The 15014-nt window shown below is 69.3% G+C and carries 16 protein-coding genes; 4 read left to right on the forward strand and 12 right to left on the reverse strand.

The genetic code is table 11. The features are described 5' to 3' along the window. Positions 1-553: 553 nt before the first annotated feature. Positions 554-1177, forward strand: a complete 624-nt coding sequence (locus BFN33_RS21460; protein WP_256122813.1) for a TetR family transcriptional regulator — start codon at positions 554-556, stop codon at positions 1175-1177. A gap of 50 nt (positions 1178-1227) precedes the next feature. Continuing rightward, positions 1228-1437 (forward strand): helix-turn-helix domain-containing protein, encoded by a 210-nt coding sequence (locus BFN33_RS21465; RefSeq protein ID WP_069761686.1) that lies wholly within the window; start codon positions 1228-1230, stop codon positions 1435-1437. Positions 1438-1580: 143 nt separating this feature from the next. Here the strand turns inward: BFN33_RS21465 and BFN33_RS21470 are convergent, their stop codons facing one another. From BFN33_RS21470 to BFN33_RS21510, 10 genes are all read right to left on the reverse strand, one after another. Continuing rightward, complete coding sequence (locus BFN33_RS21470) at positions 1581-2840, reverse strand: NAD(P)/FAD-dependent oxidoreductase (RefSeq protein ID WP_069761687.1); 1260 nt, start codon at positions 2838-2840, stop codon at positions 1581-1583. A gap of 36 nt (positions 2841-2876) precedes the next feature. Continuing rightward, positions 2877-3512 carry a CoA transferase subunit B gene (locus BFN33_RS21475; protein WP_069761688.1) on the reverse strand — a complete coding sequence of 212 codons (636 nt, stop codon included), beginning with the start codon at positions 3510-3512 and terminating at the stop codon, positions 2877-2879. Continuing rightward, positions 3512-4294: a CoA transferase subunit A gene (locus BFN33_RS21480; protein ID WP_069761689.1), complete on the reverse strand. Its 783-nt coding sequence runs from the start codon at positions 4292-4294 to the stop codon at positions 3512-3514. Before BFN33_RS21480 ends, BFN33_RS21475 begins: the two co-directional genes overlap by 1 nt. Positions 4295-4306: 12 nt before the next feature. Continuing rightward, positions 4307-4438 (reverse strand): hypothetical protein, encoded by a 132-nt coding sequence (locus BFN33_RS54410; protein WP_256122814.1) that lies wholly within the window; start codon positions 4436-4438, stop codon positions 4307-4309. A gap of 247 nt (positions 4439-4685) precedes the next feature. Then, entirely contained in the window at positions 4686-5651 is a 966-nt protein-coding gene (locus BFN33_RS21485) for a fumarylacetoacetate hydrolase family protein (protein ID WP_069761690.1), read from the reverse strand. 92 nt (positions 5652-5743) lie between these two features. Next, a complete protein-coding gene (locus tag BFN33_RS21490; RefSeq protein ID WP_069761691.1) occupies positions 5744-6682 on the reverse strand; it encodes a VOC family protein in 939 nt (312 codons plus the stop codon). 10 nt (positions 6683-6692) lie between these two features. Continuing rightward, entirely contained in the window at positions 6693-7712 is a 1020-nt protein-coding gene (locus BFN33_RS21495) for an amidohydrolase family protein (protein ID WP_069761692.1), read from the reverse strand. Beyond that, entirely contained in the window at positions 7709-8848 is a 1140-nt protein-coding gene (locus tag BFN33_RS21500) for an FAD-dependent oxidoreductase (RefSeq protein ID WP_069761693.1), read from the reverse strand. Before BFN33_RS21500 ends, BFN33_RS21495 begins: the two co-directional genes overlap by 4 nt. 112 nt (positions 8849-8960) lie before the next feature. After that, positions 8961-9932: a cyclase family protein gene (locus BFN33_RS21505; protein ID WP_069761694.1), complete on the reverse strand. Its 972-nt coding sequence runs from the start codon at positions 9930-9932 to the stop codon at positions 8961-8963. Next, entirely contained in the window at positions 9929-10933 is a 1005-nt protein-coding gene (locus tag BFN33_RS21510) for a fumarylacetoacetate hydrolase family protein (RefSeq protein WP_088245366.1), read from the reverse strand. The genes BFN33_RS21505 and BFN33_RS21510 overlap by 4 nt, the downstream gene beginning before the upstream one ends. Before the next feature lie 128 nt (positions 10934-11061). Here BFN33_RS21510 and BFN33_RS21515 point away from each other — a divergent pair, with 128 nt between their 5' ends. Then, positions 11062-12006 carry a LysR family transcriptional regulator gene (locus BFN33_RS21515; RefSeq protein ID WP_069761899.1) on the forward strand — a complete coding sequence of 315 codons (945 nt, stop codon included), beginning with the start codon at positions 11062-11064 and terminating at the stop codon, positions 12004-12006. 386 nt (positions 12007-12392) lie between these two features. On the opposite strand, the gene BFN33_RS21520 is transcribed toward BFN33_RS21515, so the two are convergent. Further along, a complete protein-coding gene (locus BFN33_RS21520) occupies positions 12393-12947 on the reverse strand; it encodes a QsdR family transcriptional regulator (RefSeq protein ID WP_069761696.1) in 555 nt (184 codons plus the stop codon). Between the two features lie 102 nt (positions 12948-13049). On the opposite strand from BFN33_RS21520, the gene BFN33_RS21525 reads away from it, so the two are divergent. Continuing rightward, entirely contained in the window at positions 13050-13955 is a 906-nt protein-coding gene (locus tag BFN33_RS21525) for a DUF1295 domain-containing protein (RefSeq protein WP_069761697.1), read from the forward strand. 406 nt (positions 13956-14361) lie between these two features. Here BFN33_RS21525 and BFN33_RS21530 read toward each other — a convergent pair whose 3' ends face one another. Next, positions 14362-14997 carry a response regulator transcription factor gene (locus tag BFN33_RS21530; protein ID WP_069761698.1) on the reverse strand — a complete coding sequence of 212 codons (636 nt, stop codon included), beginning with the start codon at positions 14995-14997 and terminating at the stop codon, positions 14362-14364. Positions 14998-15014 lie beyond the last annotated feature (17 nt).

The following is a 15014-nucleotide window of genomic DNA, read 5'->3' on the forward strand; positions in this document are numbered from 1 at the left end:
TTCCCGGCGAGGTGACGGGAAGGGTCGGGTGGGTACGGGGCGGTCATCCTCCCCTTCTGTCACCGGTGGCCGTCCAGTCGCCTGACCACCGACCGGAACCCCAGTCGGGCCCGCCCCCATCCGCGTCCAGAGTCATCCGTTCGACAGGGGACAGAGTCATGCCGGGCCCGGAGGGCAGCGGCCCCCTTGCGGGACCGCAAAAAGCATGACGGGGGTGCGTGCGTACGAGGAGGGTCAACTTTTCGGGGCAGGTGCCGGAGTCACCGCCGACCTCGGCGCGGCCGGTACGCCCGGCCGGGAGCGCTGAGCGGGCCTGCACTCACCGTCACGTTCCCTGCGCGCGGCGAGCGTTTCGTCGTAAGCGCTGCCGTCCCCGAGGAAGGACTGGGTGCGGCCGAGCAGGTCTTCCGGGTCAAGTGGAAGCGCCTCACGTTGCATCCGCTGGCGCGCTCCGTGGGAGTGACTTGAACGGCGGGCGTGGACAGTGTGGCCGCCGGGATCCCATGTTTCTGATGCTCAGTATCAGATTGAGTCGCTGTTGTACTCTTTACTCATGACCGACTCCGCCCGCACCTCCGCCCAGTCCGCAACCAAACCGCCCGGCCTGCGGGAGCGTATGCGCGCGACGGTCCGGAAGGAAGTCGTCGAGGTCGCGCTCCGGCTCTTCATCGAGCAGGGATTCGACGGGACGACCGTCGACCAGATCGCCGGTGAGGTCGGGCTGTCGCGTGCCAGCCTGTTCCGGTACTTCGGCACCAAAGAAGACATGGTCTTGCAGGGCTTGGAGGAGACCGGCCGTCAGATCGCGGAGGCGTTCGCCGCCCGCCCCGACACCGAGCGTCCCTGGGAGTCGCTGCGCAGGGCGTTCGACGTCCTCACGCAGTCGAACGAGCAGGCGCCCGAGCAGGCGCTCAGCTATCTGCGCATGCTCCAGGAGACTCCGTCGCTGCGCGCCCGGCACTTCGAGAAGCAGCTGAGCTGGCAGGCGATGCTGGAGCCGGAGATCGCCCGGCGGCTGGGCGTCAGCGCCGACCAGCCGGACGAGGTCGGGCCGAACGCGCTTTCCGGGGGCGCGCTCGCTTGTCTGGATGCGGCCGCGACGGGCTGGGTGGCCTGCGGGGGCGCCGTTCCCCTGGCCGTACTGCTCGACCGTGCGATGGGCACGCTGACAGAATAGTTTCACCAAGGTCCCCTGCCTCCTGGAGCCACGGGGGTAGGCAATGGGGTTTGTCCCTGGCGGAGTTGGCCGGGCAGGCGAGGCCGGCGAAGCAGACGCTCTCGAATCTGGAGCAGGACGCGGGCAATCCCATGGTGGACACGCTGTTCTCGATCGCCGTGGTGCTCGGCGTACCCGTGACCCGGCTGGTGGCCGAGTCGGTGGCCGCGAACCCCAGTCCGCGCTTGGCCACCTCCGAGCGGATCCCAGTGATGCGTTGACCGACGGTCGCGCAGCGTAGGCGAGGTTGTTCTCGACTGCCCGATGAACGCTTGGCGTTCTGTGCCGGGGCGTGCGTAGGGCGGCCCGCTGTTCTGGGACGGCGCGGTCGTGCCGGGCGCGGGCACGGCCCCAGCCACGTGCTTCAGGAAGCGGTGTCGTGTGTCTCGCCGAGGCCGAGGAGCGCGGTGAAGCGGGCTTCGGCCCGGTCGATCTCCCCGAGCTGAGTGAGGATCGAACCGGGGGTGGAGTCACCCACCACCTTCTGCATCAGCGGGGTGCGGTCCAGGATCGCGTCCCGGATCGGTTGCAGTGCGCGCGGCGCGTGATGGAAGACCTGCCCGAGGGCGTAGGCGTGCTGGGACTGTCGGGCGGTGTGCGGCTTGCGGGGGGCCTCGAAGGCGTCGAGTGCCTGGCGGACAGCGGCGTAGTCGCTCAGGTCCACCCCTGCCAGGCGGCGGCCGATGAAATAGCCGTCCTCAGTGGCCATACCGGCGCCGTACCCGGCGTACGGGGACGTGGGGTGAGCGGCGTCGCCGACGAGAGTGGCGCGGCCCTTGGACCACTGCTTCAGAGGCTTGCGGTCGCGGATCACCCAGCGCTGAACGTGCGCGGGGTCGGTCGCGGCGATCAGCTGGGGGAGCGGACGGGCGAAGGCCTGACCGAGGCTGGTCGCGATCGAGTGCAGGTCGCCCGAGAACTCCCGGCTTGCGTCGAACGCTTCGAGCACCCACCACTGGTGGCCGCCACGTCCCTTGTTACGGATGGCGGTCCAGCTCCCCTGCACAGTGCGGGTGTGGGAGAGGACGCACATCCCGGGCTCGGTCTCGACGCTCTCGTCGAAGGTATAGCCGCCGAAGATGTGCAGGTTGTGCTCGCGCTTGGGGCTGTCGCCCCACAGAGTGCGGCGGACCAGGGAATCGATGCCGTCCGCGCCGATCACGAGGTCCGTCTCGTGGACTCGTCCGTCCGCGAGGTGCAGTCGAACACCGTTCTCGTCCTGCTCGACGCGCTCCACCGTGTGGTTGACCTGCAGGACGCCCTTGGGCAGCGCGTCGAGCAGCCGCTCGTACAGCTCGGGGCGCAGCAGGCCGATGAAGCCGCCGCCGTAGTCGCGGACAACCTGCTCAGGAAGGGCCGCGCGGACCCGGCGGCGACCGCGGGCGTTGCGGAACTCGGACGTACAGGGCGCACCCAGGTCCTCGGTGTTCACCCCTAGCAGCCCGAGTGCCTTGATGGGGGGCGGCCACAGGTTGAGGATGTTGCCGGCGGGTCTGGCGTGCGGGTAGCGCTCGAACAGCACGACGTCGTGGCCGGCCTGGTGGACGGAGAGTGCGGCGGCCATGCCACCGGGTCCGGCACCGATGACGGCGACGCGGCCGCGCTTGGCGGGAGGCTTCTTCATGGTGGGTTCCTCAGCCTTGGTCGTCGTTGACCTGCCTCAAGCGACGGTGTGGAGTTTCGCGGCGGTGGCGGCGGTGATGTCGTGGTGGGTGACGCCGGGGGCGATTTCGACAAGGACCAGGCCGTTGTCGGTGACGTCGATGACGCCCAGGTCGGTGATGACGCGGTGGACGCAGGCCCGTCCCGTGAGGGGCAGGGTGCACTCGTCGAGGATCTTGGGGCTGCCGTCCTTGGCGGTGTGATCCATGAGGACGATGACGCGGCGAGCGCCGTGGACGAGGTCCATGGCACCGCCCATGCCCTTGATCATCTTTCCGGGGATCATCCAGTTGGCGAGGTCGCCGGTCGCGGACACCTGCATGGCCCCGAGCACGGCGGTGTCGATGTGGCCGCCGCGGATCATGCCGAAGGACAGGGCGGAGTCGAAGAAGGCTGCTCCCGGGAGCACGGTGACGGTTTCCTTGCCGGCGTTGATGAGGTCGGGGTCGACGTCGCGTTCACTGGGGTAGGGCCCGGTGCCGAGGATGCCGTTCTCGGAGTGGAGGACGACGTGGACTCCTGGTGGGAGGTGGCCCGGGACGAGGGTGGGCAGGCCGATGCCGAGGTTGACGTAGGAGCCGTCGGTGAGTTCGGCGGCGGCACGGGCGGCCATCTGGTCGCGGGTCCAGGGCATCAGCTGTGCACCGTCTCTCGTGCCTGGGGCGCGGAAGTCGTACGCCGTTCGATCGGTTTGTCGGCGGCTTGCGCGGGCGTGAGGGCGACGACCCGCTGGACGAAGACGCCGGCCAGATGGATCGCGTCAGGAGACAGCTCGCCCGGCTCCACGAGTTCCTCGACCTCGGCGATCGTGATGCGGCCGGCCATGGCGGCCAATGGGTTGAAGTTGGCGGCGGCCTTGTTGAAGACCAGGTTGCCGTGAGTGTCGCCGCGCCAGGCGCGGACGAGCGCGTAGTCGGTGGTGATGCCGTGTTCGAGGACATGCGGGCGACCCCCGAAGGAGCGCTTCTCCTTTGCGGGGGAAGCGAGGGCGATGCTGCCGTCCGCCGCGTAACGCCAGGGCAGGCCGCCGTCTGCTACCTGCGTGCCCACGCCTGCCGGCGTGTAGAAGGCCGGGATGCCGGCCCCGCCGGCCCGTAGCCGCTCGGCCAGGGTGCCTTGCGGTACGAGTTCGACCTCCAGCTCGCCGCTGAGGTACTGGCGGGCGAACTCTTTGTTCTCGCCGACGTAACTGCCGGTCACGCGGCTGATGCGGCCGTCGGCGAGCAGTAGGCCGAGTCCTTGGCCGTCTACGCCGCAGTTGTTGGAGACGACCTTCAGACCGGTGGTGCCCTGGGCGTGCAGGGCGTCGATGAGGGCGGCCGGTATGCCGGACAGGCCGAAGCCGCCAACGGCGAGTGAGACCCGGTCGGAGATGTCGGCGACCGCCTCGGCGGCGCTCGCGCTGACCTTGTTCACGTGCGGGTCCTTTCAGTCGGAGGTCGGCCGGGGGCGAACGGAGGAGCCGGGCAGTACCGCCGACTTGTCGCCGACGGCGACGAGACCGGCGCCGGTGATGTACGAGGCCTCGCCAGAGGCGAGGAGGACGACGGCGTTGAGCACCTCGTCAGGGAGGCGGGCCCGACGGAGTGGGATGTGGCAGCCGACGGCGTGGAGCGGGTGCTCGTCGGCGAACAGGTGGCCGCGCGTGGCTCTTGGCGTCGATCATTCCGGGATGACCCAGTTGGCCGGGCGTTTGTGTCATATCGGTGGCGGTCACGGTCGCTCTCGCCCGGGCCGGTGCCTCGATCGTGTCCTGCCCGCGCGGCCTCGGTGACCTTGTCGTCCAGCCTGCTCTCCGCCGCGTGGTTCATGGGCGCGTTCGCGGGCGTCTACGGGCGCGAGGGACGAGTTCCGGTTCGGCACCGACAACCACGGTGTTGGAGACGCTGCCTATGCCCTCGACGCTGAGGGTGACGGTGTCGCCGGGCTTGAGCGGCGGCGGGTCCTGGCGGCCGCGTACGCCCCAGAGTTCGGCGAGGCAGCCGCCGTTGCCGCAGGTGCCGGAGCCGAGTACGTCGCCGGGGCGGACCCAGGTGCCGCGGGAGGCGTAGGCGGTCATCTCCTCGAAGGTCCAGCTCATGTTGGACAGCAGGTCCTTGCCGACGACCTCGCCGTTGATCTCGGCGGTCAGCGCCAGGCGCAGGAAGCCGTCGCTGTCTCGGTAGGGCTCCAGCTCGTCCGCGGTGACGAGGTAGGGGCCGAGGGTGGTGGCGGTGTCCTTGCCCTTGCAGGGGCCGAGACTGACCTGCATCTCGCGGGACTGGAGGTCGCGGGCGGACCAGTCGTTGTAGAGGGTGTAGCCGATGATGTGGTCGCGGGCCTGCTCGGGGGTGAGGTCGCGGCCCTCGCGGCCGATGACCGCGGCGACTTCGAGTTCGAAGTCCATTGCCTGGCTGCCGGGCGGTACGGGGACGTCGTCGTGAGCGCCGATGACGGCGTAGGGGTTGGTGAAGTAGAAGGTGGGCGCGTCGTACCAGGCGTCCGGGGCACCCGAGACTCCGTCGATGCTGCGTCGTACAGCTTCGACGTGTTCCTCGAACGTGACGAAGTCGCGTACGGACGGCGGTTGGAGCGGCGGCAGCAGTCGCACCTGGGAGACGTGCGGCCCGCGCGGCACGTCCAGGCTTGCGTTGCCCGCCTCGCGCAGCGCCTCGGGACCGGCCTGGACCAGGTCGAGAAGCGTCCCCGTGCCGGGGCAGGGGTAGAGGGTGCCGTCGTCCTCGACGGTGGCGAGACGGCTGCGGCCGTGCTGCTCATAAGTGGCGAAACGCATGGCATTCCTAGGGAACTGGATGAGTTGACACAGGCCGGGGGCCCGGCGACATGGCAGGCGGGGGAGTACGCCGGGCCCCCGGGGTCAAGGGGTCAGACCGGCGGAGCGACGAAGACGCCGCGGTCGACGTCGTTGAGCATTTCCTTGGCGACCATCTCGTTCATCGGGTTGGACGTGCCCCACTGGTCGGCGTTCTCGGGCTTCGTCAGGTCGTAGATGTGCGGGTGCCAGGTGTCCTCGTCCAGCTTTTCGAGCTCGGTGGTGTACTCGACGGTGTTGCCGTGCGGGTCGAGGAAGTACGTGAAGGTGTTGTCGCCCGCCATATGCCGCCCGGGGCCCCAGATCTTGCGGGCGCCGGAGCGCATCACGCGGCCGGAACCGCGCATGTACTCGTCGATGCCGCGCATCTCGAAGGAGAGGTGCTGCAGGGAGGCGTGCGGACCGCTGGCGATGGCCATGGAGTGGTGCTGGTTGCTGATCCGCATGAAGTGCATGACGTCGCCCATGTGCGGCAAGGTCATCGTGTCGGACAGCCGGAAGTCGAGGTGCTGCTCGTACCAGGCGCGGGTGGCGTTGATGTCGGGAGAGTTCAGGACGACGTGCGAGAGACGGACCGGGATGGACTCCTTCTCCTCGATACGACGGTGCTGACGCGCCTCGACGTCGGCCGAGACCTCGATGGTGCGGCCGTCGGTGTCGAAGAAGCGGAAGCCGTAGCCGCCGCCGGGGGTGTCGACCTGGCCCGGCTGGGAGATCAGCTGCACTCCACCCGCGAGGAGTTGCTCGGCGAGCGTGTCCACGTCGGCGGGGTTCGCCGCGCCGTAGGAGATGAGGTCGAGGCGCTTCTCCTCGGCCTTGCGCAGCCGGACGATGTACTGCTCGGGGGAGCCCTCGGCGGCCAGGAAGGAGATACCGGAGTCCTCGGCGACCTTGGTCAGGCCCCAGACGCCGGCGTAGAAGTCGAGCTGCTTGTCGTAGTCCGGCACGGCCAGGTCGACGTGTCGCAGGTGGGTGAGCAGACGGTTGGTCATGTCGGGCTCCTCAGTTGAGACGCAGCAGCGCTGCCGCGTTGCCGCCGCGTACGGCGTGGAAGTGGGGGGCGGGCAGGTCTGTGACGTCGCGCAGAGCGCCGAGCGGGTCGTCGGTGCCCATGTCGAAGGGGAAGTCGGAGCCGAGCAGCACCCGGTCGGGGCCGGCCACCCGGATCAGCTCGCGCAGGACCTCCGGGTCGTGGACAAGGGAGTCGAAGTACAACTGCTTGAGATAGCTGCTGGGCGGGTGCGCGCAGCCGCGGGCGTCGGTGCGGGCGAGCCAGGCGTGGTCGGAGCGGCCGATGTGGGTGGGCAGATAGCCGCCTCCGTGGGCGGCGACGATGCGCAACCCCGGGTGCCGGTCCAGGACTCCGGAGAAGATCAGATGGGACAGGGCGACGGCGTTCTCGGTCGGCTGGCCGACGGTGTTGGACAGGTACCACCGGTTGAGGCGCTCGTCGAGCGTGCAGCCGAAGGGGTGCAGGAAGAGGATCGCGCCGGTTTCCTCGGCCCGTGTCCAGAACGGCTCGTACGCGGGGTCCGACAGTTCGCGTCCCGGCGCGTGGCTCGAGATCTCGACACCGCGCAGGCCCAGGCCGAGGGCGTGGTCGAGGGCTTCGACGGCGAGGTCCGGGTGCTGGAGCGGGACGAGGCCGAGGCCGTGCAGCCGCTGCGGGGCCTGGGCGATGTGCGCGGCGGTGCCCTCATTGGCCAGTTCCCACACTGTGCGGGCCAGGTCCTCGTCGGCCCAGTAGTGGTAGTGCGACGGAGACGGCGAGACCAGCTGGACGTCGACCCCGGAGGCGTCCATCCCGGCAAGCCGGGCCTTGACGTCGGTCAGCCTCGGGAAGCGGTCCCGGAACATCGGGCCGCTGACGGCGATGGCCTCGGGGCCGTTGCGGCGGGCGTCGAGATCGCGGGCCGCGGCCAGACCGGGGTGTCCGGCGACGGCTTCCTCGACCTGAGGGAGCAGGACGTGCGCGTGGACGTCGATCGTGGGTGTGGAGCTCTGGGGACTCACGGCGTTCACGGGGTCTCCTTCAGGACGGACATCGTGCGGCCCATCAGACCGGGTGCGTCGGCGTCACGGACGCCGTCCAGCTGCCACTGACCGAGTTGCACGGATGCCTCGACCACCATGCGGACACGGCCGATCCGGCGTTCGTAGAAGCCGGTCAGCAGAGCGTCGAGGGAACTCCAGTCCTGCTCCTCGCTCAGCATCTCGGCCAGTACGGAGGCGTCTTCCAGCGACATGGCCGCGCCCTGGGCGAGCGTCGGGGGACAGACGTGGGCCGCGTCACCGATCAGGACGACCCGGTCGCGGTGCCAGGAGCCCTCGACGAGCAGTCGCTCGAACCAGGTGTAGTTGACCTGGGCGGGGTCGGTGATGCTCGCGGCGATCTCCGGCCACGCACCCCCGTAGGGCGCGGCCAGCCGCCGCATCTCGTCCGCGTACGTGGCCGGGTCGATGGAGGCGCGGTCGCGGTTGGCCTCGACGAGGTAGGCGTAGATGGTGTTCTTGCTGGTGGGGCAGTAACCGGCGATGTAGCACGGTCCGCCGTAGGACAGCTGCATGCGCTCCACGCCCTCGGGGCGGGGCACGGGGACGCGCCAGATCGCCATGCCGGTCGGTTCGGGCTTGTCGCTGATGCCGATCATCGCGCGCGTGCGGGAGCCGACGCCGTCGGCGGCGATGACAAGGTCGTAGCGGCCCTCGGTGCCGTCGCTGAACCGGGCGGTGACGCCCGACGCGTCCTGGATCAGTTGCTCGGCGGTGGTGCCGAGGCGCACCGTCGCGCCGCTCTCGACGACGGCCTCACACAGAATCTCCTGGAGCCGGGGCCGCTGCATGCCGAAGATCGAGGGCAGGTCGTCCCCACCGGTGCGGTCGTCCTGCTGGACGTGGAAAACGGTCCCGTCGGGCGCGGCCATGCCGACGGCGTCCACGGCGTAACCGCTCTCCCGGACCTTGTCCCAGACGCCCACTTCGCGCAGCACACGCAGCGCGTTGCCCTGGAGGGTGATGCCGGAGCCGAGCACGTTCCAGTCGGGCTTGGCCTCGATCAGTTCCACAGCGATGCCCGCCCGCTGCAGCAGCACGGTCACGGCGTTGCCGGACGCGCCGCCGCCTATGACGAGGACGGTGCGGGGAATGGGGTCGTTCATGGGTTCTCCCTGAGATGGTGCCGCGCGACTGCGAGCGGCGGAGGGGGTCTTGCATGCCGGGCGGGCGAAGGGGGGAGCCGTCCGGGCGCAGCCCGCCCGGCAAGCCAGGGCGCTACTTGACGGCGATGGGGTTGACCGGTGAGCCGACGGACCCGGTGATGGGCAGGGGCGCGGCGGTGAGCCAGAACTCGTACCGGCCGTCGGCGGCGCAATGTGCGGCGAGGGCGTCGAGGTCCCACATCTCACCGATGAGCAGACCGATGTGGGGGATGGCGACCTGGTGCAGCGGCTGGAAGGCGTCGTCGAACTCGTTGGGCCGCACTTCGAAGCCCCAGGTGTCGGTGGCGATCCCGGCGATCTCGCTCCGGTGCAGCCAGCCGGCCGTACTGAAGCTCAGCCCCGGGGCCGGTCCGCCCGCGTAGGCGCCCCAGCCTTCGTGACGGGCGCGGGCCAGCCGCCCGGTGCGCACGAGGACCAGGTCGCCCCGGCCGACGGACACGCCGTGCGCCTCGGCGGTTGCGGTCAGGTGCTCCTCGGTGATGGCGAAGCCGTCGGGCAGTTCGCAGCCCTCACCGATGACCAGGCCCACGTCGAGGAGGACCCCCCGCCCGGCGACGTGCGGAGCCATGTGCTCGATGCCGGTGACCAGGTCGCCTTCACAGGTGACGACCTTCTCCGCCGGGCGGCCGTTCCACGCCATGCCGTGATCGAAGATGTGCCCGAGCCCGTCCCATTGGGTGGAGCACTGCAGGGGCATGGCGATCACGTCGTCGGCGCCACCGAAGCCGTGCGGAAAGCCCTGGCCGCCCAGAGCGGCCTCGGTGCCTGTGGCGAGCATCGTGTGCACCGGATTCGTACGCCGCAGCCAGCCTTGCTGCGGGCCGTCCATGTCGAAGGCCTGTGACAAGGAGAAGCTGACGCCGTCGCGGATCTGGGCCGCGCCCTCGCGGCGCTTGGCCTCGTCGAGGAAGTTGAGCGTGCCGAGCACGTCGTCCTCACCCCAGCGGCCCCAGTTCGAGTACGCCTCCGCGGCCTCGGCGATCGCCGCCTCGGGATCTGAACGGTCGATACGGCCGGCGCTCATCCGGCCTCCTCCGCGACACAGCGGGTGCGCTGGGCGCCGAGCCCGGTGACCGACCCGTCCATCACGTCGCCGTCGCGCAGCAGCCGGCCCCAGTGGATGCCGTTGCCGGCCGGGCTGCCGGTGAGGACGAGGTCGCCGGGAAGCAGTCGGGCGGTCTGGGAGATGTACGAGACCAGCCGTGCGACGCCGAAGATCATGTCCTTGGTGGACTCGTCCTGCATGGTCTCGCCGTTGAGTTTCAGGGTGACCTGCAGGTCGGAGGGGTCGGCGATGGAGCCGGCCGGGACGATCCACGGGCCGAGCGGGGTGAAGCCGGGGGCGTTCTTGCTGCGCAGCCAGTCGGTGCCGATCGGGGGCATGTCCCGGCGGAAGACGGTCGCGCGGTCGGTCAGGTCGTTGGCGATGGTGTAGCCCGCGACGTACTCCAGCGCCTCCTCCACGGTGACCCGGTAGGCGGGGCGGGAGATCACCGCGGCCACCTCCAGCTCCCAGTCGGGCTTCTCCGCCCAGGCGGGTAGCACCACGTCGTCGTAGGGGCCGCTGATCGTGGTCGGCAGGCCGATGAAGACGTACGGGAGGTCGTCGGCGGCCCGCTTGTCCATGACCGCCGCGACCTGGGCGCGGGCCTCCTCGACGGTGCCCGGGGCGTCCGGGGCGCGGTGTGCGACCGCCAGGTCGATCACGTGCTGCCGGTAGTTGGCGCCGGACTGGAAGATCTGCCGGGGCTCGACGGGCGCGTGCACCGTCATCTCCGCCAGCGGCCGCCAGTCGCGCGTCGGGTCCCCGGCGAGGGTGTGCAGCCGCGGCAGCTCCTCGTCCCAGCGCTCCAGGAGCGTGAGCGTGGTCAACGCGGGTTCGTTCAGTGCCGTGCGCAGGTCGAGCGCTCGGCCCTCCGGCGTCACGAGGCTCGGGAACCTGGTCTCGCCCGGTGCCGAAAGGGTGCCGATGGCGAACGGTCCGGAGAAGGGGGTAAAGGGTGCCGACGTGGCTGCGGATGTCACGGAGATTTCCTCCCGATTGCGGTGCCACTAATCTGGCCCGTAGATTGCAATCAGGGAAATTGATTTCCTGTATATAAGAATCCAGCCGGTGAATACCGATGGTGCCGGCTCCGGAATTGGGATGCTTCGTGAACTTGGCCAGCCTGGACCTCAACCTCGTCGTTGCCCTGCGCGCCCTCCTGCAGGAGCGCAACGTCACCAGGGCCGGGCAGCGCATCGGGCTCAGTCAACCCGCGATGAGCGCGGCCCTGGCCCGGCTGCGCCGCCACTTCGACGACGACCTGCTCGCCCGGGTGGGCGGAGGGTACGAACTGACCGCCCTCGGGCGGGCCCTCCTCGACCGGACCACCACCGCGTGCGACTTGCTGGAGCGCGTCTTCGCCAGTCAGGCCGAATTCGACCCTTCCCGCGAGGAACATGAGTTCACGCTGATCGCCTCGGACTACGCGGTTGCCGTCTTCGGCACCGAACTCGCCCGCACCATCCAAGCCGAGGCGTCAGGCATCCGGCTCAGGTTCAAACAGGTACCGAACGAATTCATCGACAGCACCGGGTCGCTGCTCAGCACCGTCGACGGGCTACTGCTGCCCCACGGCATCATCCGGGGCTTCCCCACGGTCGAGCTCTACCAGGACAGCTGGGTCTTCCTCGTCGCCGACGACAACCCCGAGGTCGGCGAGCAGCTCACCCTCGACGACCTGGCCCGACTGCCATGGGTGACGTACCAACGAGCCTACGACGCCCCCGCCGCCCGCCAGATCGCCATGCTCGGCATCGAGCCGCGCGTGGCGGTCTCCGTCGACAGTTTCCAGCTGATGCCCCTCCTGGTCGCGGGCACCCGCCGGGTAGCTCTCCTTCAGAGGCGTCTCGCCGACGAGCTGGACGGACTCGCACACGTCCGCATCATGGAACCGCCCTATGACGCTGTGCCGATCCAGCAGGCCTTGTGGTGGCATCCGGTCCACATGCACGACGCGGCGCACATGTGGCTGCGGGACACGATGGCCCGGGTCGCCGAGATGATGGAGGCGGCCGGTCGGCCTACGACTACGACCTCCTGTCCGCCCAAATGAGGGTGGGGCTTTGTGCAGCATCGGCAAAAGACACCGCCGAGCCACGGCCGACGCCGAATGGCGGCCGCCGCGTGGAGCCAGTTTGAGTAGTTCCGGTCCCGTACCAGCGGTGACGATCGCTGCTTGAGCTGCGTGCACCGGGTCGTGCCCCCGGGATGGGCGTGCAGGTAATCGCGGAAGATCCGCTCGTTCCGACTCCGCAGGCAGGGAGGAGGGCCGCTGCTGCCCCGCTTACAGCCCCTGTGGTCACGGACAACGGGAGGAGCGGACGGTCCATGGCTTCGTGGACCTGCACCGAGCCCACAGATGGAGGGCACTTCCGGTCCGTCTGTATCCGGCCTGGCCGCCTCGACAACGCACACGCGGTCGTGCGTCAGGTCGGCCAGTCAGCGCAGGAGTCTGCGGATGATGGTGGTGGCGGCGCTGATGTCGGTGGGCTGCCCGGTGAGGAGCTCGCGGTAATAGAAGGACTCGGCGACCCGGACGACGGCGTAGGCGAGGGTCGGGGCGTCGATGTCGTCGGGTTCGCCGATCTCGGACTGGATGAGCCGGCTGACGGTCTCGACTAGGCGGTCCTGGATGACGCCCTCACGCGAGGTCATCACCCGTAGTGCGGAGTCGGGGTGGTCGGCGACGAACCGACGCATGGCCGGCAGTTGTGCGCTGGTGGTCAGCATGGAGTGAACGAGGTCGGCGACCTTGTCGGCGCCTTGCCCGCGGCTCCGGGGATAGATCTGGGCGAACTCGGTTGTTGCGATCGCCCAGATCGCCTCGCCGATCAGGCGGTCGCGGTCGCCGTAACGCCGATACAGGGTGGCGCGGCCGATGCCGGCCTCGGCAGCCAGCGCCCGTGCGTCGATCCAGCCGTCCCGCAGGAACATCGCGACCGCAGCACGCAGCACCGGCTCGTCCGGGGGCAGCGGAGGCGGAACCTCTTGCATTTGAGACATCACCGCCCTAGTGTCTCACCTAATCTGACGAGACACATGCGCATCAGTGTCTCACTTTCGGGGGGAGTTGCCGTGGCCACAGTGAGGCGGACAATGCCGTTCGCGATCTATGTCGTGATGTTCGCGGCCCTTGCACTTCAGAGCGACCTGACGGGGTTCATGGTCTGCAACCTGCTTGTGCAACTGGCCGTCTTCGTCGTGGGCGCGTGCCTGCCGGCCCACCGCACCGGGTTCATGTCCTACGTGGATGTGGCCTGGCCGTGGGGCCTGGCCCTGATCGGGGTGCAGGTCCTGGCGTTCGGCGGCCTGGATTCGCCTGTGGCTGTCGCTACTGCGGCGATCTACCTGCTGATGGGCATGCGTATGGGCGCGTGGGCGCTGCGGTTCATGGTGTTCAAGCGGTTGCCCGGCGAGTTGCCGCGGTACCAGTACCAGCGGCGCCGATGGGAGCGCGACGGCTTCCGCAACGAGAAGGTGTCGCTCCAGGTCGAGATCATGGTCCAGTGCGGCGCCAACATCGCTGTGCTCGCGGTTCCGGCGGCGCTCGCCACCGTGCGCCCGGCCGGCCTCGATGTCGTGAGTGTCGCTGCGATCGCGCTGTGGGCGGTGTTCTGGGTCTTCGAATCGGTGGCGGACCTGCAGAAGGCCCGTTTCGCCTACCGCACCCGACGAGACGGTGTGCGCCGCACCTGCGACATCGGGCTGTGGCGCTACAGCCGTCACCCCAACTACTTCGGCCAGTGGATGCAGTGGAACAGTCTCATCCTGTTGTCGCTGCCCGCGCTGATCGACCGCTGGCCACACCATCACATCGTCTTCAGCCTGCTCACGGCCCTCGCCCTGGCCTGGATCTCCTGGACCACGTACCACATGCTCGTGCACTACACCGGCGCCGTTCCCGCCGAGTATTACAGCCGGCAACGACGCCCCGACTACATCCGCTATCAGCGCGTCACTAACCGGTTCTTTCCCGGGCCCCGACGGACCACTCATCAGTGAGCCCATCCGAGTGCCCCATCCGTGCGAGGCAGAGCGGCGGTCACGGGCGCCGTGTGCCGGGCGTGTCAGCGTCCTCGCGGTCTCGAACGGTGAGCCCCACCGGCCCTCGAGCCGGACCTCCGGCGAGCCGGGGTCCTCGGTGAGGGTGTCCCACCCCCACAGCGATTCTCGACCGCCCCCTGCACCGCTGCCGACTCGCCTCCATCGATGCCAGCAGCCAACGGCTCAACAACCGCCTCCAGGCCATCGAACGGGAAACCGGCGCGGCCTGATCGGTACGGCCCGGAAAGCACCCTGCTGACAAGGGAGTTGGCATCTATCACAAGCTTGTGGCCAAGGGCGGCTACCCGGTGTCACCACCGACTACGGGCCAGAGCGGTTCGTCTTACAGTCCCGCACGCGAAGATCACCGTTGTGGTGAGGTGAGGACGCCCCGCGAGAGAGCGACGGTGACGGCTGCGGTGCGGTCGTTGACACCCAGCTTGACGAACGTTCGCAGCAGGTGCGTCTTCACTGTCGCTTCGCCGATGTACAGCTGCCGACCGATCTCGCCGTTGGACAGACCTTGCGCGACGAGGCCGAGTACCTGAACCTCACGGGGGGTCAGCTGCTCCCCGGCCGGCGCCTGAAGGTGAGTCAGCAGCCGGGCGGCCACCGGCGGGGCGAGGACGGTTTCGCCGCGGGCCGCCGCCCGGATCGCGTCGGTCAGGGTTCCGATCGGGGTGTCCTTGAGGAGGTAACCGGTGGCGCCGGCCTCGATCGCCGGCAGGATGTCGGCGTCACCTTCATAGGTGGTCAGCACGAGCACGCGGATGCCGGGGTGCTCCTGGCGGATGCGCGCCGTCGCGGTGGCGCCATCGGTGCCCGGCATCCGCAGGTCCATCAGGACGACGTCCGGGTGCGTGGCGGAGGCGAGGACGATCGCCTCGTCGCCGGAGCCGGCCTCGCCCACGACCCGCAGGTCGTCGTAGGCCTCGAGCATGCCGCGGAGGCCGAAGCGTACGACGGGGTGGTCATCGACGATCAGGATGTTGACGGTCATCGAGCCGGTTCCGCCTG

The organism is Streptomyces sp. LUP47B (assembly GCF_001746295.1).
Taxonomy (GTDB): Bacteria; Actinomycetota; Actinomycetes; order Streptomycetales; family Streptomycetaceae; genus Streptomyces.